Origin of the sequence: Spirillospora sp. NPDC048911, from assembly GCF_043198015.1 — a bacterium.
Lineage (GTDB): Bacteria > Actinomycetota > Actinomycetes > Streptosporangiales > Streptosporangiaceae > Spirillospora.
In genome coordinates this window covers 1,207,057-1,231,860 of sequence record NZ_JBICUD010000001.1, presented here as the reverse complement: position 1 = coordinate 1,231,860, position 24,804 = coordinate 1,207,057, and the positions used below count along the sequence as shown (strand labels likewise).

20 protein-coding genes are annotated in these 24,804 nt (G+C 67.5%); 12 read left to right on the top strand and 8 right to left on the bottom strand.

The annotated features are described in order from the left end of the window. Window positions 1–26 precede the first annotated feature (26 nt). The 5 genes from ACGFNU_RS05660 to ACGFNU_RS05640 all read left to right on the top strand — a co-directional run bounded on the left by ACGFNU_RS05660 (window position 27) and on the right by ACGFNU_RS05640 (window position 6,718). A complete protein-coding gene (locus tag ACGFNU_RS05660; RefSeq protein ID WP_392590483.1) occupies window positions 27–176 on the top strand; it encodes a hypothetical protein in 150 nt (49 codons plus the stop codon). Window positions 177–1,228: 1,052 nt separating this feature from the next. After that, on the top strand, window positions 1,229–2,491 hold the full coding sequence (locus ACGFNU_RS05655) for an Eco57I restriction-modification methylase domain-containing protein (protein WP_392590482.1): 1,263 nt from the start codon (window positions 1,229–1,231) through the stop codon (window positions 2,489–2,491). A 64-nt stretch (window positions 2,492–2,555) separates the two neighbouring features. Then, window positions 2,556–4,910 (top strand): ATP-binding protein, encoded by a 2,355-nt coding sequence (locus ACGFNU_RS05650; RefSeq protein ID WP_392590480.1) that lies wholly within the window; start codon window positions 2,556–2,558, stop codon window positions 4,908–4,910. A 9-nt stretch (window positions 4,911–4,919) separates the two neighbouring features. Beyond that, window positions 4,920–6,065: a hypothetical protein gene (locus ACGFNU_RS05645; RefSeq protein ID WP_392590478.1), complete on the top strand. Its 1,146-nt coding sequence runs from the start codon at window positions 4,920–4,922 to the stop codon at window positions 6,063–6,065. Next, complete coding sequence (locus ACGFNU_RS05640) at window positions 6,062–6,718, top strand: hypothetical protein (RefSeq protein ID WP_392590476.1); 657 nt, start codon at window positions 6,062–6,064, stop codon at window positions 6,716–6,718. Before ACGFNU_RS05645 ends, ACGFNU_RS05640 begins: the two co-directional genes overlap by 4 nt. Window positions 6,719–7,192: 474 nt before the next feature. Here the strand turns inward: ACGFNU_RS05640 and ACGFNU_RS05635 are convergent, their stop codons facing one another. From ACGFNU_RS05635 to ACGFNU_RS05605, 7 genes are all read right to left on the bottom strand, one after another. Continuing rightward, window positions 7,193–7,492, bottom strand: a complete 300-nt coding sequence (locus ACGFNU_RS05635; RefSeq protein WP_392590475.1) for a recombinase family protein — start codon at window positions 7,490–7,492, stop codon at window positions 7,193–7,195. Window positions 7,493–7,738: 246 nt separating this feature from the next. Then, window positions 7,739–8,488, bottom strand: a complete 750-nt coding sequence (locus ACGFNU_RS05630; protein WP_392590473.1) for a hypothetical protein — start codon at window positions 8,486–8,488, stop codon at window positions 7,739–7,741. Window positions 8,489–8,918: 430 nt separating this feature from the next. Beyond that, window positions 8,919–10,331 carry a (Fe-S)-binding protein gene (locus ACGFNU_RS05625; RefSeq protein WP_392590472.1) on the bottom strand — a complete coding sequence of 471 codons (1,413 nt, stop codon included), beginning with the start codon at window positions 10,329–10,331 and terminating at the stop codon, window positions 8,919–8,921. Then, the gene (locus ACGFNU_RS05620) at window positions 10,219–10,878 is read right to left on the bottom strand and encodes an FAD-linked oxidase C-terminal domain-containing protein (RefSeq protein WP_392590470.1); all 660 of its coding nucleotides are present in this window, start codon (window positions 10,876–10,878) and stop codon (window positions 10,219–10,221) included. Before ACGFNU_RS05620 ends, ACGFNU_RS05625 begins: the two co-directional genes overlap by 113 nt. A gap of 165 nt (window positions 10,879–11,043) precedes the next feature. Next, window positions 11,044–11,721: an FAD-binding oxidoreductase gene (locus ACGFNU_RS05615; protein WP_392590469.1), complete on the bottom strand. Its 678-nt coding sequence runs from the start codon at window positions 11,719–11,721 to the stop codon at window positions 11,044–11,046. Window positions 11,722–11,893: 172 nt separating this feature from the next. Further along, complete coding sequence (locus ACGFNU_RS05610) at window positions 11,894–12,454, bottom strand: branched-chain amino acid ABC transporter permease (RefSeq protein WP_392590467.1); 561 nt, start codon at window positions 12,452–12,454, stop codon at window positions 11,894–11,896. Further along, window positions 12,451–12,678 (bottom strand): hypothetical protein, encoded by a 228-nt coding sequence (locus ACGFNU_RS05605; protein WP_392590466.1) that lies wholly within the window; start codon window positions 12,676–12,678, stop codon window positions 12,451–12,453. Before ACGFNU_RS05605 ends, ACGFNU_RS05610 begins: the two co-directional genes overlap by 4 nt. Window positions 12,679–13,322: 644 nt before the next feature. Here ACGFNU_RS05605 and ACGFNU_RS05600 point away from each other — a divergent pair. The 5 genes from ACGFNU_RS05600 to ACGFNU_RS05580 all read left to right on the top strand — a co-directional run bounded on the left by ACGFNU_RS05600 (window position 13,323) and on the right by ACGFNU_RS05580 (window position 22,149). Then, on the top strand, window positions 13,323–14,945 hold the full coding sequence (locus ACGFNU_RS05600; RefSeq protein ID WP_392590465.1) for a TIGR02677 family protein: 1,623 nt from the start codon (window positions 13,323–13,325) through the stop codon (window positions 14,943–14,945). Beyond that, the gene (locus tag ACGFNU_RS05595) at window positions 14,942–16,159 is read left to right on the top strand and encodes a TIGR02678 family protein (RefSeq protein WP_392590464.1); all 1,218 of its coding nucleotides are present in this window, start codon (window positions 14,942–14,944) and stop codon (window positions 16,157–16,159) included. Before ACGFNU_RS05600 ends, ACGFNU_RS05595 begins: the two co-directional genes overlap by 4 nt. Further along, complete coding sequence (locus ACGFNU_RS05590) at window positions 16,156–20,241, top strand: TIGR02680 family protein (RefSeq protein ID WP_392590462.1); 4,086 nt, start codon at window positions 16,156–16,158, stop codon at window positions 20,239–20,241. Before ACGFNU_RS05595 ends, ACGFNU_RS05590 begins: the two co-directional genes overlap by 4 nt. A gap of 28 nt (window positions 20,242–20,269) precedes the next feature. Beyond that, on the top strand, window positions 20,270–21,520 hold the full coding sequence (locus ACGFNU_RS05585) for a TIGR02679 family protein (protein ID WP_392590461.1): 1,251 nt from the start codon (window positions 20,270–20,272) through the stop codon (window positions 21,518–21,520). Between the two features lie 248 nt (window positions 21,521–21,768). Further along, entirely contained in the window at window positions 21,769–22,149 is a 381-nt protein-coding gene (locus tag ACGFNU_RS05580) for a hypothetical protein (protein WP_392590459.1), read from the top strand. 15 nt (window positions 22,150–22,164) lie between these two features. Here ACGFNU_RS05580 and ACGFNU_RS05575 read toward each other — a convergent pair whose 3' ends face one another. Next, window positions 22,165–22,401 carry a hypothetical protein gene (locus ACGFNU_RS05575; RefSeq protein WP_392590458.1) on the bottom strand — a complete coding sequence of 79 codons (237 nt, stop codon included), beginning with the start codon at window positions 22,399–22,401 and terminating at the stop codon, window positions 22,165–22,167. A gap of 76 nt (window positions 22,402–22,477) precedes the next feature. Here ACGFNU_RS05575 and ACGFNU_RS05570 point away from each other — a divergent pair, with 76 nt between their 5' ends. Together ACGFNU_RS05570 and zwf are read left to right on the top strand one after the other, a co-directional pair. Next, a complete protein-coding gene (locus tag ACGFNU_RS05570; RefSeq protein WP_392590457.1) occupies window positions 22,478–22,696 on the top strand; it encodes a hypothetical protein in 219 nt (72 codons plus the stop codon). Window positions 22,697–23,332: 636 nt separating this feature from the next. Continuing rightward, complete coding sequence (gene zwf / locus ACGFNU_RS05565) at window positions 23,333–24,703, top strand: glucose-6-phosphate dehydrogenase (protein WP_392590455.1); 1,371 nt, start codon at window positions 23,333–23,335, stop codon at window positions 24,701–24,703. Window positions 24,704–24,804: the final 101 nt, after the last annotated feature.

The following is a 24,804-nucleotide window of genomic DNA, read 5'->3' as shown; positions in this document are numbered from 1 at the left end:
GTGATGTGTGAGAGCGCGGGCAGCCAGTGCGGCAGAAGACACCGGAACTCGCCAACGAGCGCGTGTTCGACCTGCTGCAGGCGACTGAACTGCATGACGAGTCCGCCGAGTCTGCCGCTGAGTCGGCGGCCGAGTTGTTCGACGGCAGTGAACCTCAGCCAGCCGGGCGGCAGTAGCGCGCGGCACGGGCCCGGGTCGCCGAGGATGAAGATCGTGCTGCGAGAGTTTCTGGCGGTAGCGCGGCACGATCGATCGGCCGCGCGCACGCGACCGCGAGGCCAATGCCCAGGACCGGCTGGCCGCCCGTCAGCACCAGGAGACAGCGAGCCGTGACAGGAATGGGGTCCAGGCCGACCGCGACCAAACTGATCGACAGCGAGGAACTGGCTGAACGGGTGATCCAACGTCCAGACCCTTGACGGTGTCCGGCGCTTCCCCGGCAGGCTGATCTAGGCCGACCGGCGCCCCTTTGACCAGATCTCACGAACCCTGAGACAGTCCGGTGTTCATGTGGCCAGACACGGTAAGCGATCCCTACCCGGCTTAAGTTTGCTTCTACGGGTGGGCGGTGGCCGAGCACCGTTTCTGGCAGACTACGAAGGTGTATAGGGCTGGTGCGGATTGTTCGCTGTCGACTGATGTTGCCGATGGTGCTATGGACGGTGCCGGGGCCGTTAGGGCGGACGCGGAGGTTGCGGAGTTCGGAGAGCCCCCAGGTGTCGTCCTCAACGCGCTCGTCACTAGGTTGGTTCGGTGGTGTGCCCGGCAGAAGGCAGAACCTCTTCCCGAGGCTGCGGTGCCTGGGACCACGGATCGGCAGCGGGCGTTGCTTGCAGCGTTGGGCGGAGTCGCCGGCGGGCTAACTGATCATGGTCCTCATGCTGGCGGCAGCGGTGGGACCGGGATTGACAATTTTCCGCCAGAGGTGGTCGAGTGGTGCTCCGGCGCCCCACGCCCGTCGGATGCTCTTCTCTCGCAACTCTGCCAGGTCCTCGAGGGAGATATTGATCCCCTTGCGCTGACTTATGAGCGAATCGTTGCGGGGCCGAACCGGCGGCGCCTCGGTACTTTCTTCACACCGCCGCCGGTCCTGACCTATATGCGCCAGATTGTTGATGGTCGACTGTCTGGTAAGCCGTTGACTGTCGTTGACCCGGGTGCCGGGGTCGGCGCCTTTACCTCTGCTTCATTGCGGTGGTGGCCACGAGCTGAAGTTCATGCTGTGGATGTGAACCTGGTGACGCTGGGCCTGTTGGCGGCACGTTGCAAATATGAGGCTGGGCGATCGAAGCGTCGTGCTGCCGGTCGGCTCGCCGTCCGTCATGAAGACTTCCTGCAATGGCTGGACGAGCGGTGGCAGGGCCTGCCCGAACCTCGACTGATCTTCGGAAACCCCCCCTACACGCGGCACCAGCAACTGACCCGTAGCCAAAAGATAGCGGCGCAAATGAGCGCGGGAGGGTTGGCACCAGGGCAACGCGCAGGCTTGTCTACCTATTTTCTGGCGGCTAGTCTCAACCGGCTCGGCCCTCAGGATTCTCTGTGCCTGCTGTTGCCAGCCAACTGGTTGGAAGCCGATTACGCGAGGGCTGTCCGAGACTACCTGTGGGGGCTGGCTAGAAGGCGTGTCGAGCTCCACCTGTTCCCCGATGACATGCAGGTCTTTCCGGGCGCTCAGGTCGCCGCGATGGTCATCTTCGTTGGCTCCGAGAAGGGCCGCCGGCAGCCGATGATGCTGCATCAGATAACAGGAAGCACGGCGACGGGCTTCTCCTCTTCAACCCAGGAAAGGGTGGCCCGAGAGGGATCCGCTCCACCGACCTTCCTGTGGACGGAACTTTCCCGGCAGAATGGCCGCCGCCAGTCCACCTCGTCCTCGACGGAGGCTTTGGCACGGATCGCGATCATCCGCCGGGGTGTTGCGACTGGCGCGAACAGGTTCTTCCTGAAAACTACGCAGGAGGTGGAGTTGTTGCCCGCACATTGCTATGTGCGAGCGATCAGCCGTCTGCGTGAGGTCCCCGGAGACGTCCTCAGCCTTGAGGTACACCAGCAGATCGCCAAGGCCGACGTTCGGTGCTGGCTGCTCCAACTCAGTGAGGACCATGCTCAGGACCCGGAGATTGGTCGTCTCATCGCTGACGGTGTTCGGCAGGAGATTCATGAGCGATACCTGTGCAAGGTCCGCAAACCTTGGTATGCGGTAGAGCAAATCCCTGCTCCTGACTTGTTGATCGGCCCGATGGGTAAACAGCAGTTCAGGGTCGTGGCTAATGAAGCTGGCGCCATCCCGACGAACACCTTGTATGGGTTGCGGATGCGCCAGGGTGTACCGAGAAGCGTCCGCCACCGACTGGGAGAGTGGCTGGCGGGAGAGGAGGGGCAGCAGTCGATGCGTGCGATCGCGCGTCGACACGGGGACGGGCTGCTCAAGCTGGAACCTGGAGCGCTTGCGGCGCTGCGGATTCCGCTAAACGTCCTGGAACACTGAACAGTCCCGGACTTGACCCAAAGCTAATAGTCCCAAGCCGGGTCGGCGAGGAGAGGACCGAACGGTGCAGCACGAGTTCAACTTCTCGGTGGACACGCATCTGTTTAGCGAGCTTGGTGAACTACTGGTCGGACGTGACAGCACGGCCCTGGTGGAACTAATCAAGAATGCCTACGACGCCGACGCCACCAAGGTGACAGTAGAGGGACAGGACTTGCTAGGCGGCGGTGGAGTATTGACCATCACCGACGACGGAGTCGGGATGACTCCTGAAGTGTTCAACCAAGCGTTCCTGAGGATCGCTGGCCGGTACAAGGCTCAAGGACGGCGCACCAGCCCTCTGTTCAAGCGCAGATACACCGGCGCCAAGGGGGTTGGCCGCCTCAGCGCCCACAAACTCGCCGAGCGGTTGCAGATTTACACCATTCCTTACTCTGCCCCCGAACGTCCCCCGGGAGAGCCACTACAGGGTGTTTCAGCCCTGATCGACTGGCAGGCAATGGAAGACGATCATGCGACACTCGAAGACGTAGGCACCGCACTGAATGTTACGCCGATCCCAGCTTCGGATCAGAGCCGCGGCACACAACTGCGCCTGGACGGCACCCGCACACCTTGGACCAAACAGGCTTTGAACCAGTTCGTTCGCGAAGTCGCCGCCTGCATGCCACCCTCCGAACTTCTCGCTCCGCCACCTTTCTTGCAGGATTCGAACGGCAACCACCTCGGGACGATCACACCCTGGAGCCGCTGGTCCGAGGACCCTGGATTCACCGTGGATCTTCGCGGTGACCTTGAGGTCGGAGATGACCTGTGGCCGCTCATGCTGTCACGAACTAGCTGGCTGCTGGAGGTTGAAGCGACGCAGGCAGGGGTCATCTTCAATATCAATCCGTCTCCGTCAACCGTCACTGGTAACCCTGCCGCGCGCAGTTACCAGTTGCGACGCGACCATCCCGATCCGGTAAATGGTCCCTTCTTCGTCGCCCGCATCTACAGCCGCGACGGATCATGGGGAAAGGAACTGACCCGTTTCGTTGCCGGAAACACTGGGATCAGGGTGTACTTGGAGGGGTTTCGGGTCGTTCCCTACGGAGACCGTAACGACGACTGGCTCGGGCTCAAAGAGGACTACGTCCGCAGGACCCGCGAGCTGCGCATCACTCTGGATGAGGCATCCGATGCCCAACTACCCGAGCAGCAGCAGGAAGAGTTCGCAGTGCAAGGGCCCCAACAGTATATCGGTGGTGTCTTCCTTACCGCTGCTGGCGCGGCCTGCCTGCGGCCAGTGGTGAACCGTGAGGGCTTTCTTCGGGACAACAGCTTCGAAATTCTCCAAGAACTGGTCCGCAACGGAGTCGATCTACTTACCCGCGCCCGGGTTGCTGCCGAGGCCCAGAAGATACCAGCCTTGGCGAAGCAGTATGAAGACGCCCTCGAGGATGCCAATCGCCAAGCCGACAAGAGCAGTAAGACTGACAATTCACTGACCTCCGGCAGCCCAACGCCCGCCACCGAGTCTGCCCTGCGAGAGGTACGCAGTGCCCGCCGTAACCTGGACTCCTCGCTGTCGCAGGCGCGTCAGAGCCTCGACCGACTCCGCGACACGGTCACCTCCGGCACCGAGGTGGCCGAGAAACTCGAGGTCGTTTCCGCTGCGGTCGACCTAGCCCGGCATTCGGCCCGCCAGGAGCGCGCCGACCAGGCGATGCTGGAGGTACTGGCGAGCGTCGGACTACAGTTCTCGGCCTTTATCCACGAAGTCAACGGCCTGCTCAGCCAAGCGCAGGCCATCCGCACTCTCGCGTCCCAGATCGACTTGAGGGTCGTTCCCCCGGAGCAGCGAAGTCTCGTCACCGAGATACGCTCGGGTCTCGATATCTTGGTGCAGACTCTGGCACGGCAGGCTAGCTACCTTACTGAGGTTGTCGGGCCGGATGCTCGCCGTCGCCGTCGCCGTATCCCTCTCAGCCAGGCTCCGGCAGCGAGCTTGCGGCTCCTGGCAGGGGCGCTCACCGAGCGCGGTATCGACGTCATCAACGAAATAGACGAAAATGTCAGAACCCCCCCAGTGTTCCTGGCCGAGTTGACTATCATCTACACGAACCTGTTGACGAACGCGATCAAAGCCGTCGGCGCCAACGGACGGATTCTGCTGAGTGGTTCGGCCACCGGCGATCGTGGGGTCGTCTTGCGGGTGGAGAACACGGGAGCTGCCGTGGATCTTGAGGAGGCGGAGAGGTGGTTTCAGCCCTTCGAGACCACCACTACCCAGATCGATATCGTCCTCGGCCAGGGAATGGGGCTGGGGCTGCCTATCACGCGCAGGATCGTGACGGAATACAACGGCACAGTCAAGTTCGTGCCACCGTCACCTGGTTACCGCACCGCCGTTGAAGTCATCATCCCTGGACGCTAAAGGATGCCGATGTCCACGCCCCCGACAGTTCCTGCGGCACGACATGTGCTGATCATCGACGACGAGCCGGAAGAGCAGCAGCAAGCGGCTGCGGTTCTGCGGACCCAGGGGTTGGCTGTCGCCGTCCGTGCGCCGGAGGAGGTGACCGAAGACGACCTGATGCACGCTGATGTGTTCGCGATCGATCAATACTACCAGTGGGCTGGTGACGATCCTCGCCCACAGCAGGTGGCGTTCAGTCCCCCCGACGGTCTCGCGCTGGCCGGAATCGTCGCCCGCCGCAAACAAAACCGGATCAGTCGGCCTCCTGTGGTGGTGCTGAGGACCGGCCATCTGGACGAGCTAGCCGGTGGACTTCCCCGCGCTGTAAAAGTCCCGATGATGTCGGCCCAGTACAACATTGACTGGATGCTCTCCAAGACTGATGAGAGCGCGGGCGACAAGTTGATCCAGCTCGCGGATGCGGCGGACGCATTGCGCCGCTTGGGCGCTGCGGGGAACCAGGGTGCTGCCTGGCTTGCGGTGCCCCAAAACGCTTCCTGGGCCGATGAGGCCCTTTTGGAGGTCGCGGTCTGCCGGCCGCCAGAGCACTCCATGGCCGACTACACCCACGGAATCGCCTGGTTGCGGTGGTTTGCCCACCGCGTCCTTCCCTTCCCTTCTTTCTTGGTGTCTGACGTCAAGGCCGCCGTGCTGCTCGGCCTGTCACATGCCGAATTCCACGCTCAAGTATCCGATCCCGCCTCACCACTCGGAAGCAAGATCATCGAGTTCCGGTACACCGGTGAGCTTTGCGACCTGGTCGGGCGGCGATGGTGGCGGGCGGGACTGGAGACCTTCGCCGAGGATCTTCTTATCGATGCCCCTTCGGGTCTGAGCAGACCGGAGATGTTCGCTGAAGCATACCGGCGCACCTACCAGCAGCAGTTGAGGGTACTGCAGTTGGATCGACCGGTCGTCACCATCGACCCGGACTACGACGAGACTGGTGTTGAGGAGGCCGAGGATTGCCTGCGGCTCGCCCCGGATTTCTGGCCGACCTTTGCCGATGAGCCGTGGGCCCTTCGCGAGGATTTGGAAGACGATCCGGGCTTTGCCGAACTAATCGCTCGCGGTGACCGCGGACGGCTCGCCAGCGCAGGTGCCCTGCGGTGAATCAGGTACCCCACCCCCGCCCTGCATCCACACCACCTCAGGCCTCCGACAACGCCTCCCCGGGCGTCGCCGTCGACACCGGCCCACTCCTGTGCTTCGGCCTGGTCGGCCCGAGCCTGCTGATCGACCGTTATCGAGGCCGGCTGCTGTGGGCGAAGGCCGTCTCAGAAGAAATCGGCAATATCGCGCGAACGGCCGCACGCCGGCCCGGGAATCCGAAGGTCGGCGCTCTTCAGGCTGAAGCTGCCCGAAAGTGGGATCGAGCGCGTACACACCTCGGCGAGCCCCAAACGGTCTCCGACCGGTCAAAGGTCAACACGATGCGCACTCTCGTCCAGGATGCAGCCCGCCGGGAGGCCACGCCAGGCCGCGACCTCGGCGAATCAGAAACCCTGGTCCTCGCCCAGCAACATAACTCCAATGTACTGATCAACGAGATTCCCGCAACCAAGGTAGCTCGACAGTTGAGCATCCCCACTCATTGCGCCCTCGACCTCCTCATTACCCTCTGCCAAGAGGGCCAAATCGAACTACGCACACTCCAGAAGCACTACGAAAAGTTGAGGCAAGCCGAAATCGACCCAGGAGGCACTCTCCCATCCCCCTGTCGGGCCAAGACTCTCGCGAAATGGAACAATCTGGCGCCGAGATAAGTTCGCGGCTAGGGATCCGATGCTGCGCCGAGATACGGAGGTCCGTTTGGCCGACGCACCAAACTCGATCCGGCGACGATCACTGTTGGGGTACCACGTTCGCCAGTGGAATAGCGCGTTGGGTTACGGTCTCAGTCCTACCCGTCGAAATGAACCCCCGCCGAGTGCACGATGACTCGATTATGTCGTCACGTCCTGTGACGGACGCCCTGCAACGTAGTCGTACGGGTGACCGTGATGGCGCCATCCGGGGGATAGCGATCATCGCTGCACCCATGCCTTGTGCACCCCTGGCAGATTCGAACCAGTTGCGACACAAGCATGAACATCACCGATCTGGGCCACGTTGAGGCCCTGAACTGTGAAGCTTTGTGAACGATAATTGCTATGTGCTGCTGGGGTGTGATCGTCTCATCGCCATTATAGAAAGCACACTGGCTCCGCGGCAGAATGCCGCCGAGCCAGTGTGCTCGGCTAGTGCTGATACGGCCTCCGCAGTTGTTCCGGGTCGATGCCCATGGATCGGGCAGCGTCGGCCAGGTAGCACGAGTACAGCGCAGTGTCGATCGAGGAAGGCGACCAGCGGGCCCCGCCTCCGGCTGTGGGGATGCGCTCCTCGGTCAGGGTTCGCGCGATACGGATCCGGCTCAGGCCCTGCAGACGTAGCTCGATGATCCGGCGTTGTACCCACGGCGGATGTGGTGACCTGCGGCCAGCCCGCCGAGGTGAATCCTTGGGCTGCGGCGGCTGTGAGGGAGGTACGACCGCAGTCAATGCCGGCCCCGGCGGAACAGTTCGAGTAGGTCACGAAACACCTGGTAGCAGGTCTGAGCGTCTCCGCGGCGAAGGGTACTGAGCGTCGCGAGCCCTAGGAATGCGGTCAGGGCCAGCACCACCAGGGCAGCGACGACGAGGGCGATAGTAAGAGGTACAGATTCGGCCACCAGGTAAGTGGCGGACATGATAGGCGTAATCATTTGGCCTCCTCGGGACGTTAGACAAACGGCGAGGAGGCTTCGGTTAGCTCACCGGCAACTGCTCACACGCCGCGTTGACTCTCGATGCATCGCGCATCCCTGAGGAGGGTCGGTGGTCATCGTCGCTGCCTTCGTGACGGTGCCCATAGCGCAGGTACACCTCGATCAGCGAACGGGTGAACGGCAAAGGGACGAAACGCACCTGTGGCTTAAGCCGACGTGCCAGCCTCTTGAGCTGACGGCGGGTCCACTGCTCGGCTCGAGCAAGCGTGGCCACCCGCTGAGAAAGCTCAGTCACCAGATCGGCAACTAGATGTGCTGTGAGAGATCCCCACGGTGAGCTTGCCCGATGCCAGCCATCCAGGACGAACAAGCGGCCGCAGCCGCCGACGTACGGGAAAGCGAAGTCCTGCTCTCGATGGCCAATCCCGTCCAGCCGTTCTGAGCACGAGAGTCCCAGAGCGAAGAAGTGGCTGGCTTGATAACGCTGCGCCGCCTTCCCCCAGACCTGAACCGGGCGTAGCTGACGCCTGGCTAGTTTGACCTGCATCAGGAAGCGCTCAGTCTTGCCGAGCGCGATCTCGGCATCGACGCCGAAGCCTGCTCTGCTGAAGGGGGGTGTCCCTAAAAAACTTGCGCTGAACGACGTCACAGCCTCGCAAGCGGCCGTCGTACCGAAGCGGTTGGCTCCAACGAACGGGAACTTGACCTCGTACGCCCGATGAGTGGCCAGTACGGAGTCTCCGAGACACAGATCGATGACGGCGAGGAGTCTGCCGCGGTCTTCAGTCATACCGGTCCCCCTCCTGCGCCTGCTGTCGTCCTCCTGCCGCACGATAGCGAGGCACCAGGCGCGACCGGGAATCCTCGGGATCGACTTGATGGCACCGCTGGACGCCTCAAGATCAACGGTTGCCGATGGCACCACCTCCTGTCGGTACCTAGCCTGGATGAGCGCTTGATATCAGCTAGGCCCGACCGTAAGCCGGTAGCGACGACCGAAGGTGCCACGAGGATCATGTGTGGTCGAGTACGACCCGACCAGTGATGCAATCCGACAGCACATGGCTGGCTATGCGCCCACGGTGATCCGGTAGGTGTCGCCGATCGGAACGGTGGGAGCATGTGCAAATGGTTGTGATCCCCCCTCGGACACGTCATAGCAAAGCGGGAGAAGGATCTACTTCTTCCGCTTTGTCGCGTTCCGGGTGCGAGCACCCTGTTCAGGACGGTTCCGCTTGGGGGCGTGAGGCCCGCTCGAGTTGGTTGATCACCGACTCGTAGGCGCGGCCGGTGGTGTGGTGCAGGCCGATCTCGCAGGTGCGGTTGCCACTGAGATGGACGTCCGCGGCGAGTGCCGTCACCTCGGCCGCCTCTTCCCGTGTCGCGCTCTCGGTCAGCTCGGGGTGGAGGAGGCCGCGGTCCCCGGCGAATCCGCAGCAGGTGCTGGACGCGGGCTCGACGACGGTGTCGGCCAGCGAGCGGGAGAGTTCCTTGAGGCCGTGCCCTCCGTCCAGGTGCCGCATGGAGCAGGTCGGGTGAATGACCGCGGTGCCCGTCTTGGTCAGGGTCGCAAGGTGGGGGACGATTTCAGCGCGCGCCCAGTCCACCGCGTCGCGGAAGTCGAGTCGCTGGTGCCGGGCGGCGTTGGTGTCGTCGAGGTGGTCGACGACCTCGCGCGTTGCGCCGAGCGTGCAGGAGCTGGCGTCGAACACCACTGGCAGGCGTCCCTGGTCGGACCACCGCCACAGGTTGTCGACGAGATGGTTGGCCATGAAGCGGTTGCCTGATTGGAAGCCCTTGCTCTGCCAGATGGTCGCGCAGCACGTTCCCCATACGTCGTCGGGAATCCATACGGGGCGGCCGGCCCGTTCACTGACGCGTACGAACGCCTCGGGGAGCGTCAGCTCTCCTCCGGTGGACGGGGTGCCGAAGATCCTGTTCACGCACGCCGGAACGTAGACGGCGGCGGCGCCTGAACGGTCGGTCGGCGGGAGCCGTCGGGGCGCGGCGTCGGGGATCTCGTCGAGCCATTCCGGTATCAGTTCCGCGCTGAGGATCCGTCGCCCGAGGCCCGTGAGCGCCTGGAGGGGGCTCGGGCCGAAGGAGCGGTAGAGCCTTCTCCCGGCCAGTACGGCAAGGCGGGCGTCCCGTTCGGAAACCGAGAATCTTTGTGCGGCCAGCAGGGCGGCCCATTCGGCCAGTGGGCCATGGGCGTCCCGGCGTAGGTGCTTCATGGCCGAGCCGGTGTCGATGTTCACGGGGCAGGTGGTCTGGCAGCTGGAATCTGCTGCGCAGGTCTCGACGGCGTCGTAGGTGTAGTCCTTGCTGAGCTGCCGTACCAGTGCCGGCTCTTCCGGGTGGCGCGCGATTTCTCGCTGTAGTGCGATGCGTTGGCGCGGCGTGGTGGTCAGGTCGCGGCTCGGGCAGACCGGTTCGCAGAATCCGCACTCGATGCATGCGTCCAGTGTCGGGTCGACCTGGGGCATGGTCTTGAGGTTCCGGACGTTGGCGTGTGGGTCGTCATTGAGCAGGACGCCGGGGTTGAGGATGCCATGCGGATCGAACGCGGTCTTGATGCGGCGCATCAGGTCGACGGCTTGTGGGCCCCACTCTTGCAAGACGAACGGGGCCATGTTCCTGCCGGTGGCGTGTTCTCCCTTTGCCGGCAGCGGCATGGCCGGCGATCGACCCGTTGAAGCCGAACTGCTCCAAAACGGCTCGCAGGTCTCGGGCGGCCTCGGCTACGTCGGGTGGTGGGACGCAGACGTCTTCGCCGAGCAGGATGGTGCCGGTGGAACGGGATCCGCCCAATGCGGCCAGCAGGCCCTTGCGGACTCGCCAGTGGCGTCCGGCCACCGTCGGGTCACGGGTGAATTCGCCTTGGACGGCGGCGCCCGCCCGGCTGAGGACGTGGGATGCGGCCTGCTCGAACACCGGCAGGTCCGCCTCGGCGGAGGTGCGGAACTCCACCAGCAGCGCCGCGTCGTCCTCGACCTCTCGCAGCCAGGCTGGAGCGCCTTCGACGTCCTGCGAGGCTCGTAGGGAGGGCGCGTCCATCAGTTCGACCGCGGTCGCGCCGGCCGCGACGAGCGCGGGCACGAACTCGGCGGCCTCGTCGAGGCTGCGGAACCGTAGCAGGGCCGTGGCGTGGTGGCGGCCGAACGGCACCGTCCCGAACACGATCTCGTCAATGAACCCCAGGGTTCCCTATGAACCGACCAGCAGGCCCCGCAGGATCTGCGCGGGGGTCTCCGCGTCGAGGAACGCGTCGAGCCGGTACCGTTGGTGTTCTTGATCGCGAACTTCCTCCTGATTCGCGTGCTCAGAACCCCGTCCGACTCAAGATCATTTTTGATCGCCAGCAGCTCGGCCACCAGGTCCGGCTCGCGGTCGGCGAGAAGCGCGTCGGCATCGGGATCGCCGGTGTCGACCACGGTGCCCGACGCGAGGATCACCCGCATCGACCGCACCGTTCGATACGAGTTGTGTTCGGTGCCGCAGGACATCCCGCTGGCGTTGTTGGCCACCACCCCCGCCGACGGTCGCCGCGCCCGAACTGGCCGGGTCCGGCCCCAGCATCCGGCCATGCCGCGTGAGCAGGGCGTTGGCCCGTGCGACCACCATGCCGGGACGGGCCCGCAGGCGCAGCCCGCCGTCCTCGACCACGGCGGCGGCGAAGTGCCGCCGCACGTCCACCAGGATGCCGTCGCCTTGGGCCTGGCCGTTCAGGCTGGTCCCGGCCGCTCGGAAGGTCACGGGCAGCCGGTACCGCTCCGCGAACCGGAGGACGCCTGCCACGTCATCGCCGTCACGGGCCATGACGACCACCTGGGGAAGCATGCGGTACGGGCTCGCGTCGCTGGCGCACCGTGCCAGGTCCAGGGGCCTGGTGAGGACCTGGCCCTCTCCCACGACTGCGGCCAAGCCCTCGTGCAGCCACTGTGGTGTGGCGGTGAGACGGCTGTTCGTGCCCGTGGGATCGGCCTCTCGCGGGGCGGCTTCCGCCGCGTCCCTACTCCTCATTGGTCGAACTCCGTCTGTCAGAGATCGGACTTGCGGGTGTTTGGCGGCAGCGTCGGCACCGCCGCCCGGCAGCGGGGCCACGCGGCGTGGCTCCAGGCCGTGAACCGGCACCCGAAGCTCCTGGCTCGTGCCGATGGGGGATCCGAGCCGGTCACTGGGGTACCCGTGCCGGTCAGCCTTGCGGGCTGGAGCCCGCCGGACTACGGCTGCCGAGGGCGTGCGGGTCGGCTATGGCCGTGGCGTCGTCCTCGGTCCGTTTCCAGCCGAGCCGTCGTGCCGACAGTTGCGAGAGGTCGGTGCCCGCGGGCACCAGTCCGCGCGGGAGGAAGAGCATGACGAGGACCAGCAGCAGCGCGTACACGGCGTAGGAGAAGACCTGGGGCGCGTAGGCGGGCATGCCGGGTCGCGAGCCGAGGGCGTTCAGCCATTGCACCAGCAGAGTGACGGACGTGGCGCCGACCAGCGGTCCCCACAGGGTGCCGAGCCCGCCCACGACGGCCCTGACGACGAACTGGAAGGACAGCAGCACGCCGAACGATCCAGGGGCGATGTAACCGATGAAGAAGGCGAAGATCCCCCCGGCGAGCCCGGCGAACGTCGCCGAGAGGCTGAAGACCGCGAGTTTGTACCAGCCGACCGGGACGCCGGAGGAGGCCCCCGCCATCTCGCTGGTGGCGAGGGCACGCAGGCCCCGGCCGGGGCGGGAGCGGACGATGTTCCAGGTGACGATCATGACCAGCAGGAGGGCCGGCCAGGCCGCCCATGCGTAGCCCCGCAGGTCGGTGACCCGGTGCGAGCCGATCCCGAGGCGGGAATCCCGCTCAGTCCGATGTCCCCGCCCAGCCAGGCCGACTTGCCGATGAGCGACAGCAGGATGAGCTGGAAGGCCAGCGTCCCGAAGGCGAGGTAGTGCCCGCGCAGGCGCAGCAGCGGCACGCCGACCAGAAAGCCCAGCAACCCGGTGACGAGCGGCGCAACTGCGCCTACGCGAGCAATCTGGGCAGCGCACCGGCTCGTAGCCCGTGGACCATGTGCCGTCGGGTGTAATCGCCCCTCTTACACGACCTGACCGCTCACGGTCCGCTAGGCAGCAGCCGGGAACGGCAGGACGCCCGCTAGCAGGATGGCGTGTGTGGTCGCGGTCTCAGTCTCGGACACGCAATTTGTATATGGTCGCCCGACTTCGGGCACACTTGACCATCACTCAGGCCCAGCCTTCCGGCTGGGCCTGAGCTTTTGGTTTCGCTTACCCTCCACGGTGTCCACCCGCAGGCTGCGGGCGGCGGCGTCGGAGACGAGTGTGATCTTGTGGGTGCGCAGGTGCGCGACGACCTGCTCGCCGGCCGGGGTGGTGTCAGGCCAGTCCGCGGGGTCCGCGCCGTTCAGCAGAATGAACAGGGCGGGGAGGTGCGGGAGGATGCGGTCCTCGCGGATGTAGATGTGATGTCGAACGTCCCTTTTGGACAGTATGCTCGCCTGCTTGTGACGGATGCGGCTTCTCCCCCGGCGATCCGGCAGATCAGCGCGGTCGGGATCTCGCCCCTAGCGAACACATCTAGGAAAGGTGCAATGCGGAGGGCGCCGGATGCGAGGGCGGCATAATGAAGGTCGCCGCGCCTCGACCGAGGGAATTCATGGAGCAGCCGATTCCGCGACCGTTCGCGCATCTTGACGCACCGTTGTCGGAGCTTTATCGCCGGGTCATGCGTGTGTTCGTCGAGAACAAGCGGCGCTTCGTGGTGCACCTGCGTCCTGAGGATGTGGCCGAGACGCTGCGCGGCGACGGTGGTCAGGGCCTGCTTCAGGAGGCGGTCGACAAGGCGCTGGAGAGCCTGGCGGACTGGGGGAACCTGCGGGCCGATCCGGATACCAGCCGGGTCACCACCGTTGAGGACTTCTACCGGGCGCGTTATCTCTATCAACTCAGCCGGGAGGGCGAGGCGGCCGAGCGGGCGCTGGAGGTGTACGAGCAGGAGATCGGGCGGCGCGGCGAGTTGCAGGCGGTCGCGCTGGAGGACATCCGGGTGCGGCTTCGGGCGCTGCGAGACCTGGCCGAATATCCCGATCCGGCCGTGGTCCACAATCTGCTGCTGGAACTGGTCGGCCGGTTGGACAGTCTGGCGGCGAACGCGAGTGCGTTCATGAGCGGGCTGCAGCGCACCATCGATCTTCAGGAGGTCGATGAGGAGGCGTTCCTGGCCTACAAGGATCGGCTGATCGCCTATCTCGAGCGGTTCGTGTCCGAGCTGGTCGTCAAGCATCACGATATCGCCACCACACTGCGTTCGCTGGAACCGGAGCGGGTGGCGGCGCTGCTCGCGCTGGCCGCGACGCGGGAAGCGGCCGACACCGTTCCGGACGGGGCCGAAGGGCTGGACGGAAACGTCGCGTCCGGCGCGGATCCTTCGGCCGGGAGCTGGACCGCCGCTGCGGTGGGCACGGCGGCGGGCGAGAAGGTGGCGCTCTGGGAGAGCCGCTGGTCGGGCTTGTGGTCTTGGTTCGTCGGTGGCCGGGAGCGCCCCTGCCAGGCTGATCTGCTCCGGACGCGGGCGCGCAAGGCGATTCCGGACCTGCTCGCCACGATCAGCGTGCTGCAGGAACGCCGCGCCGGGCGCAGTGACCGGTCGGCCGACTTCCGGGCGCTGGCGCGCTGGTTCGCGCAGGCGCCGACCGACCAGGACGCGCACCGGTTGTGGCGGGCCGCGTTCGGGCTGGCCACGGCCCGGCATCTCACCGCGGAGCCGGGAGCGGCGCCGGCCGAGGTGACCGCGGCCACGAGCTGGCTGGACGCGCCGCGAGTGGAGGTGTCGGCGCGACTGCGGGCCAGCGGCCACTACGCCAAGCGGGGCGCGCCGAAGAACGTCCGCGACCGCACCGCCGACAAGGAGTTGCTCGCTCGGGAGGTGGCCGCCGAACGCGAGCAGACCGAGGCGGCCCGGCGCCGCCTGGCCACCGGACGGCCGACCCTGCTGAGCGATCTGGGCAAGCTGGACCGGCAGGAGTTCCCGCTGTTTCTGAGACTGCTGGGGGACGCGCTGGCGGCCGGTCCGCCCGGGCCCGATGGGGTGATCCGCACTCGCACCTCCGACGGCACGCTGGCGGTGACGCTGGAACCGAGGGACGGCCTGGCGGAGATCGTGACCGAGGACGGTGTGCTGCGCGGCCCCGACCATGAGATCACGATCGTCGATCTGACCGTTCCGGACCAGGCGGTGGTGCCGTGACGGGCACGCTGACCGACGTCCTGGACGCCCAGCGCGACGACGAACGGCGCCGCGCCGTCCGGGCGTTGCTGCGCAACCCGATGCTCACACCGCGTGACGCCGCGTACGCGCTGGTCCGCAAGCACTCCGGGTATCTGGCCCAGTGGTTCACCCGGGAGGCGGGCTGGTCTCTGCACACCGACCCCGGCGTGGCCCGGCTCCGGAAGATTCCCGGGGACCTGGCCGACGGTAGCCGCGCCGCGAGCGTCAAGGGGGGCGGCGCACGGGCGCGGCAGCCGTTCAGCCGCCGCCGCTACGTGCTGGCGTGCCTGGCGCTGGCGGCGCTGGAGCGTGCGGAGGCCCAGGTCACGCTCGGGTGGCTGGTCGACCGGGTGATGGCGTTCGCCGCCGACGAGGAGATCACCCGTGCCGGCATCACCTTCGCCATGGAGGACCGCGACGAGCGCGGCGACCTGGTCGCGGTCGCCCAGCTGCTGCTGTCGCTGGGGGTGCTGGTGAAGGTGGCGGGTGACGAGCAGGCGTTCGTCAACCGCAGCGGCGACGCCCTCTACGACGTGGACCGTCGCGTCCTGGCCGTGCTCCTGGCCACCCGGCGCGGTCCGTCCATGGTGGCCGCTCCCGGGCACGGCGAGCGGCTGGCCGCGGTCACCGAGGACCTGATCCCCGACACCGAGGACGGCCGGAACCGGGCGATCCGGCACGCCATCGCCCGGCGCCTCCTGGACGACCCGGTGCTGTACTACACCGACCTGACGGCCCAGCAGCGGGCCTATCTCGACATGCAGCGCGGTCCGCTGCTCAAACGGCTGACCGAGGCGACCGGCTTCCTAGCCGAGATACGCGCCGAAGGCATCGCGCTGATCGATCCGACCCGCGAGGCGACCGACTTCGGCATGCCGGAGGAAGGCACCGAAGGGCACGCGACATTGCTGCTGGCCGAGTATCTGTCCGAACGCATGCGGCAGGGCGAGGAAACGGTCACGGTGGCCGCGGCCGAGCGGCGCATGACCGGGCTGATCGCCGAGCACAAGGGGCACTGGCGCAAGAACGTCCGTGATCCCGGCGCCGAACGCGACCTGACCGAACACGCACTGAACCGGCTGGCCTCGCTCGGCCTGGTGCGGCTGGCCGGCGACGAGGTGACACCCCTGCCAGTGCTGGCCCGGTTCGGTTACCTCGAGCCCACCATCATCGGAAAGAAGGATCCGCGATGACCGTCGCTCCCCACTCGGGCACGGCGGTGGAGCTGCCGGTGGCGCGCACTCCGCGGTGGCAGCCGCTGCGCAACGGCTTGGTCGATCTGTTCTACTACGACCATCAGGAGTTCTGGTTCCGCGATGGGCGGGTGCTGTTTCGCGGCAACAACGGCACCGGCAAGTCCAAGGTGCTGGCGCTGACGCTTCCGTTCCTGCTGGACGGCGACCTCACCCCCAGCCGCGTCGAGCCGGACGGCGACCGCGGCAAGCGGATGGACTGGAACCTGCTGCTCGGCGGGCGATACGACGAGCGGCTCGGCTACACCTGGCTGGAGTTCGGCCGTGTCACCGAGGACGGCGAGCGCGCGTACCTCACCGTCGGGGCCGGCCTGAAGGCGGTCGCCGGGAAGGGCATCGCCGACCGGTGGTTCTTCGTCACCTCCCAGCGGGTCGGGCACGAGCTGTTCCTCATCGGCCCGGGCGGGGCCGCGCTCACCCGCGACCGGCTCACCGAGGCGATCGGGCTGAACGGCCGGGTCACCCAGCGCGCCGAAAGCTACCGGCGGATGCTCGACGAGCACCTGTTCCAGCTGGGTGAGGAGCGGTACGACGCGCTGATCAACCTGCTGATCCAGCTCCGTCAGCCGCAGCTGTCCAAACGCCCCGACGAGAAGCGCCTGTCGCAGGCCCTCTCGGACGCGCTCACCCCGCTCGACCAGGCGGTGCTGAGCGACATCGCCACCGCCTTCCACGATCTGGAGCAGCAGCGTGCCGAGCTGGCCGGGCTGCGCGACACCCGTGGCCACGTCGCCCGCTTCCTGGATCGTTACCGCCGCTACGCCTCGGTCGCGGCGCGCCGCCAGGCCCGCGAACTGCGCACCGCGCACAGCGCCTACGAGAACGTGCAGCGTTCCCTGGCCGGGGTGCGTGAAGAGATCGGGCGCGCGAAAGCCGAGGAAGACGAGGCCCGTGAGCGGCTCGCGGCCGCCCGTGTCGAGCACGCCGAGCAGACCGCCGTCCGCGAGGAGCTCAGCTCCGACCCCCGGCTGAAGAACTTCGCCGACGCCCAGCGCTATGCCGAGCAGGCCGAGCAGACCGCCCGCGCATCCCGCCGCGCCGCCGAACGCGCGGAGCGGGCGCGCGCGGAACGCCGGGCACGGCGGAACAAGGCCGCTCAGGAGGCCGAGCGCGCCACCGTCACCGTCGCCGAGGCGGCGGCACCGGCCACCGATGCCGCCGCGCGCGCCGGAATCGGCGACGGGCATGCCGCCATCGTCCTCGATCCGCCCGAGGAAACGACCCTGATCGCGGCCGAACGGCAGATGGCGAGCCTGGCCGGCGGCCGCACGGAAGCCGTCCAGCACGTGACCCGCCTCGCGGAGAAGACGGCCCGGGCCGAGGCCGAGCTGGCGCAGGCCCGCCGGATCCTGGGTGAGCGCGAGTCCGACCAGGACGCCGCGGCCGACGCCCTCGGCGAGGCCCAGGACGTCCTCGCCACGCAGGTGGACCGGCACCTCGAACAGTGGCGCGACTACGGGCGCTCGCTCACCGAACTCGCCGTCCCCGACCCCGCGGACGCAGACCTGGCGGGCTGGGCAGAGAGCCTTGAAGGTCCCCACCCGATGCGGACCGCTCTGCGGGCGGCCGCCGACGAGACACAGCAGGCTCTGGCCACCGCGGGGGCGGAGGCCGGGCTCCGGATGCGGACGGCCGAGTCCGGGCTGGGCGAGCTGACCGCCGAACGGGACCGTCTCGAAGCCGGTGTGGTCGAACGGCCGCCCGTACCCCACGCCCGGGGTGACGGCGCCCGCACGGGCCCAGGTGCGGCGCTCTGGCAGGTCGTGGACTTCGCCGGATCGTTCGAGTCCGGCCAGCACGCCGGGCTGGAGGCGGCGCTGGAGGCGTCCGGCCTGCTGGACGCCTGGATCACCCCGGAGGGCACCCTCCTCGACCGGGATACCCATGACGTCCTGGCCCGCGCTCAGGAGCCTGCCGCCCGGCCCCTCACCACGGCGCTGACCGTCGCCATCGACCCCGACGACGTGCAGGCCGCGGCGCTGACCGCCGAGACCGTTTCGGCCGTGCTGAGCGGGATCGGCCTGGGCGAGCAGGACGCCGCCGCCTGGGTCGACACCGGCGGCCGCTGGCGGCTTGGGCCGTTGCACGGCGCCTGGTCCAAGGACGCCGCCGCCTACGTCGGCGCGGGTGCCCGTGAGGAGGCGCGGCGCCGCCGCCTGGCCGAACTTGCCGACCTCATCGAGGCCGCCGAACGCGCCGTCACCGACGCACGTACGGCCGTGGAGACGGTCGAACGCCGCCGCGCCGCGCTGGCCGCCGAGCTGCGGCGCGAGCCCTCCGACCAGGTGCTGCGCGACGCGCACAGCGCCGTCTCCGGCGCGGCCGGTCAGCTGGAGAAGGCCCGCGTCCGGACGCGGCGGGCCGCCGACGACGCCGAGTGGACCGCGCGCGACCACGCCGCCGCCGTCGCCGAACGTGATCAGGCCGCCGCCGATGTCGGGTTGCCCGCCGGCACCGAAGGCCTGGCCGCGGTCCGTACCGCGCTCGACGACTACCGGCGGACGGCGGCGGCTATGCTCGCCGCGGCCCGCCGGCACGCCGACCGCCTCACCGAGCTCACCACCTGGACCGAGGAGCTTGCCGCCGCCACCGAGGAGGCCGAGGAGGCCGGCGCCCAGGCGCGTGCGGCCGAGGTCCGCGCGGCGGAGGAGAAGGGACGGCTGGAGGCGCTGCGCGAGTCGATCGGCGCGTCCATCGAGGAGCTACGCGAACGGCTCCAGGCCGCCAAAGCGCGCATCGAGGAACTCGACATCGCCATATCCCGTCTGGACGCCGAGCACCGCCGGGCCGGCGAGCTGCGCGCCCGGGCCCAGGGCCGCGAAGAACAGCTCACCAGCCAGCTCACCGAGACCGGCGGCCGCCGGGACACCGCCGTCACCGAGTTCCAGCGTTTCACCGTCACCGGTCTGCTCCGGCTCGCCTGCGAGGTGGAGCTTCCCGACACCGATGGCCCCTGGGCGGCCGACCCCGCCGTCCGGCTCGCCCGCCGCGCCGAGGACCGGCTCCGCGACGTCGACGACGGCGATGAGGCCTGGCGTCGCGTCCAGGACGAGATCACCCGCTACTACTCCGAACTGTCCGAGGCACTGTCGCGGCAGGGCCACCACGCGCTCGCCGGGCTCGACGACTGGTTCGTGGTCACCATCCAGTTCCAGGGCCGGGAGCGAGAACCCGGCGAGCTGACCGAGTTGCTGGACGGCGAGATCGGCTATCGCGAGCGGATGCTGACCGCCAAGGAACGCGACCTCCTCGAAGAACACCTCATCAACGACGTCGCCGGCCACCTCCAGGAGCTCATCGGCGAGGCCGAGGCCCAGGTCGGGTTCATGAACGACGAGTTGGAGGAGCGCCCCACCTCCACCGGAATGCGGCTGCGGCTGCGCTGGGAACCCGCCCCTGACGGGCCCGCCGGGCTCGCCGAGGCCCGGGCCCGGCTACTGCGGCAGAGCTCCGACCTGTGGTCGCCCACCGACCGCGCCGCTGTCGGGGATTTCCTGCAGCGCCAGATCGAGCGGATCCGCGCCGAGGACGAACATGGCACCTGGCAGGACCACCTCCGCAAAGCCCTGGACTACCGTTCCTGGCACCGCTTCGTCATCGAGCGCTACCAGGACGGCCGATGGCGCAGCGCGATCGGCCCGGCTTCAGGCGGCGAGCGCGTCCTGACGGTGTCGCTGCCGCTGTTCGCCGCCGCCTCCGCGCACTACCGCTCCGCGCATCCGCACGCTCCGCGCATGGTCGCCCTCGACGAGGCGTTCGCGGGCGTGGACGACGATGCCCGCGCCAAGTGCCTCGGCCTGCTCACCACCTTCGACCTGGACGTGGTGATGACCTCCGAACGCGAGTGGGGCTTCTACGCCACAGTCCCCGGACTGGCCGCCCACCACCTGGTCCGCCGCGACGGCGTGGACGCCGTGCACGTCGCCACCTGGGAATGGGACGGCCACGAACCCGTTCGCGTCGAACACCGAACCCCTGCACGCCCACCCGAACCGCCCCGGGAAGAGCCGGGCCTGTTCTGAACGGCGAACTCTCCAGGAGCGGTCTTCTATGAGCATCGACCAGCCACGGCTGCGCCGTACACTCGGTGATCCTGCTCTCGGCCGGCTGGTCACCGTGCTGGCTCGCCGAATCGAGCTGGGCCGGCCGCTGACCGGGCAAGTGGTGCTATCCCAGCCCTCCGATGCCGAGGTCCGCGCGATCCGCGCCCTGCTCGGTTCCGGCCGAGTCGGCCGCGGCGGCTCGGTCACGATCCCCCTCGATCAGGTCACCGCCGCCCTTGCGGGCGCCGGAGTCGCACCCGACCTGCGCTCAGCCGTGGAGGCCCTGGCCGGTCCGATCACTCCTCGCGCCACGATCGCGGCCACCGAAGACGCCTCCCGGCACGCGTCCCTGGACGCGCTGGCGGCCGGGCGTCACGCCGGCACCATCTGGTATGAGCAGTGGGCCACGGAGATGGCCGCGGGCGGAACGCTGACCAGGCTCGTCCGCCGGAACGAGACCGGCCTGGTGACCGCCGCCGTCGCCGTGCTCAACCTGCTGCCCGCCCCCGGCACCCCGCTTCCGGCCGTCGCCGAGCGCGCCACCGGCGACACCAAGGCCCTCTCCGGAACCCCGCTGGCGAACCTGATCCTGCGGGCCCTCGCCCTACGCGCGGGCTCCGGCCCGCCGCGTGGAGGGGAGGCGGAACGGATCCTGTGGGAGTCCGCCGGAGTCATCACCGATGACTTGTCCAGCCACGTCCTCGTGCTCGGTCTCCCCGCCCACGGCGACCACCCACTGGCCGACTGGCTGACCCAGGCCGCCGATCGTCACACCCCGTTCCGGATCACCCTGCACCAGCTCGTCACCATGCCGATCACGCCGCGCGCCACGGTGGTGCATGTCTGCGAGAACCCCTCCGTCCTGCGCGCCGCCGTCGCCGCCGCGATCACCGTTCCGCTGATCTGCACCGAAGGAGTCCCCTCCACGGCGTGCAACCGGCTGCTGCGAGCGCTGGCCGGCACCGGCGCGCGGATCCGCTGGCGCGGCGACTTCGACTGGACCGGCCTTCGTACCACCACCACCGCGATCGAGCGCTACGGCGCCGAACCATGGAGGATGTCCAGCGCCGACTACGATGCGGCCCTGGCCATCGGAGACTCCGAACCGCTGCGGGGCACCGCCACCTCCAGCCCCTGGGATCCCCGTCTCCGCGAGCGAATGATCGAGACCGGCCGTGCCGTGATGGAAGAGCGGCTGATCCCACTGCTACTCGCTGACCTCTCACCGAAGACAGGATCTGCGTACTCGAGCGAATGAGTCACCGATAGAGCTCGAAGAACCCGATGGCGAGCTCGACTGGTACCGCATCAGGCAACGTTCGCCCGGTGAACTACCCGACGAACGTCGGGGTTGCTGGTGTGGGGCGACGCGTCATCGCGGAAGCGGGACTGGCCGGGGCCCTGGCATGTCGCCGCCCATTGCTCTCACCTCCCCGAACTCGCCACACACGCCAGGGGCGGGCGGAGCACCAGGCTCTTCAACCGGCAGCGAATAGACTCGACAGCATGGCCTATCGCCCGATGTCCTTGGCAGAACTCGCCGACCGGCTGAGGGACTCTGAGAACGAGAAGATCCAGTGGAAGCTGGTTTGGGAGTTCCTCGAGGAGTACCGCTGGGAGCCTGACGCCGACCAGCCCCGCTTGCTCAAGGCGGAGCCGCTCTCAACCGGTGACGAGAAATGGGACGCGCTTCTGGCGGCCCTTGCCGAGCACCTGGCCGCCAAACACGATCTCGCTGCGCCTCCCTGGGCCGAGTCGCGAATCCTGCGCCGCCCCTGGTTCCCCGCGGAACTTCCCTCGCAGCGCGCCGAAGCTCTCGTCTGGGCGCCGGCCTCCTTCCGCAAACACGGCGTCTTTCTCTCTGCACGAGACCTCGAGGCGGCCTGAATGAGCGACGACCGGCTACTGGGCCGAGCCGAGCTGGAACGCGCGTTCACCGTTCTGGGTGAACGGCTCGTCCGCCGCGGAGTTGTCGCCGACCTGTTCATCGTCGGCGGGGCCGCCATGGCTCTGGCTTACGACGCTGTCCGAGTCACCCGGGACGTCGACGCTCTCTTCGTGCCCCACGGGGTCGTCCTGGACGAGGCCCGCGCAGTCGCCAAGGAACTCGATCTTCCGCCTTGGTGGCTGAACGAGCAAGCCAGCCAGCGTCTACATCTCCGGACAGGACGATCCCGGCAAGCGGCATGTCTTCGACCATCCGGGACTCCGGGTCATGGCCGCCTCACCCGAACATATCTTCGCCATGAAGGCCATCGCCGCCCGAACCCGCGACATCGATGACCTGCGCCACCTCGCGACTCTCACCAGCACCACGACCCTTCAGGACGCGCTCGCTTTGTGCTCTCAGTTCTTCCCCAGCGAAGAAATCGCGCCCCGTGCCCAAGCCGTCCTCGCGGACCTGTTCCCCGAGTCCGACCCGAACCACCGCTGACACGCGGAACTCCACCTCGGCGTCGCACAGGTTCAGCTAGCTCTCTCTGATCTCACGCGATCGCAGGAGCCGTTGGAGCGATGGCCTGACGTCGAAGAAGGTCATGACCGTGGTCGCCTCTGTGACTTGCGGAACCCATCACGACTCACCGCCGGCGAGGAACTCGGTTGAGAGTTCCCATTGGGATGTCGTGTGTGTCGGTCCTCGGACACCAACGCCCATTGAAGCGCCAGGTCTATGACCTGGCGCTTTGCGTTTCTCTGGTCATGGAGCCATCTGATGGTCTCCAAGAAACTGCAGGTCAGAGGTATGGGGGGTTCAGTCCCCGGTTTGGTTGACGGCGAGGCGAATGCCGCCTTTGGGAAGCCCTTCGTCCGTCGGCCCTCTCACCAACGAGCAGGCCCGCAGCGCGACCGTCAAGTTCGCGCCCCGCTGATCGGGTCACGGTCCGTCCGCCAACGCAAATCTCCGTGCACCGTGATGGTCGATGGGCGAGGTCGCTCGGCGGTGCCGAGTGGCAGGCATCGGCATGGGACGACACGTTCTGACCGTGACCGAGCACTATGTGATCCGCGGGACGCTTGTTCGCCGGATGGCCGAGACGGCAAGCTGTGAGCCGAGGAGAGGGGAACGACGATGGAGCGGGCCGACGCGTTGGTGCTGTTCGGGATCACCGGGAATCTGGCGTACAAGATGCTGCTGCCGGCGTTGTACCGGCTGACGGCGGACGGGGTCCTGGACCAGCCGATCGTGGGGGTCGCCAAGACCGACCTCGACCTGGCCGGGCTGCGAAGCCGGGCCCGTGAGGCCTGCGAGGCCAAGTACGACAAGGTGAACGACGCGGCGTTCGAGAAGTTCGCGGGGAACCTGCGGCTCGTCGCGGGCGACTACACCGACGGCGCCACCTTCGATGCGATCCGTGGCGAGGTCGGCGACGCGGGATTCCTCGCTCACTATCTGGCGGTTCCTCCTTCGCTGTTCGCGACGGTCGCGGAAGGCTTGGCCAAGGTCGGCCTGAACAGGAACGCCCGGATGGTCGTCGAAAAGCCGTTCGGCAAGGACCTGGAGTCGGCGCGGGCGTTGAACGCCGAGTTGCTGAAGTTCTTCGACGAGGACCATCTGAGGCGCGTCGACCACTTCCTCGGCAAGGAGCCGATCGAGGATCTGCTGATGTTCCGGTTCGAGAACATGCTCCTGGAGCCGATCTGGAACCGGCACTACGTCGACAACGTGCAGATCACCATGGCCGAGGACTTCGACGTCGCCGACCGCGGCTCGTTCTACGACGCCAACGGCACGATCCGCGACGTCGTTCAGAACCACCTTCTGCAGATCCTCGCGCTCCTGGCCATGGACACGCCGCCGTCGACCGACGCACGCGCCTTCATCGACGAGAAGTGGCGGGTGCTGCGCGCCGTCGAGTCCGTCGCGCCCGGCGATGTCGTCCGCGGCCAGTACGACGGCTACCTCGGCACCGAGGGCGTCCGTGAGGGTTCGACCACCGAGACCTACGCGGCGCTGCGCCTGCGCATCAACAACTGGCGCTGGGCCGGCGTCCCGTTCTACATCCGCTCCGGCAAGGCACTGAGCACCACCGACCTGGAAGTGGTCGCCCAGCTCCACACCCCGCCCATCACCTTCTTCGACGGCACCCCAGAGCCCAATCTGATCCGCTTCCGCATCCAGCCCGACGCGGGGGTCACGTTCGACCTGCGCGCCAAGGTCCCCGGACGCGACAGCACCCGGCAAGTCCCGCTCAGCGTGGACTTCACCAAGGTCCTGGGCCCTATGGAGGCGGCCTACCAGCGCATCCTCACCGACGCCATGACCGGCGACCCCCGCCGCTTCGTCCGCTTCGACCTGGCGGAAGAGTCCTGGCGCATCATCCAGCCCGTCCTCGACCTCCCCACCCAGCCCCTCCCCTACGCCAAAGGCACCTGGGGACCGGACGAAGCCGCCACCTTCGTTCCCGGCGGCTGGCACGAAATCTCCACCACCTTCGACTGATGCGCACGGGCCCGAGGGTGGCGACAACGACGGTGAAGCGTGCCTCCGTCCGGTGGGCTTTAACCGCACTTGGTCCCAACGGGAGTTACGCGGCCGCTGGG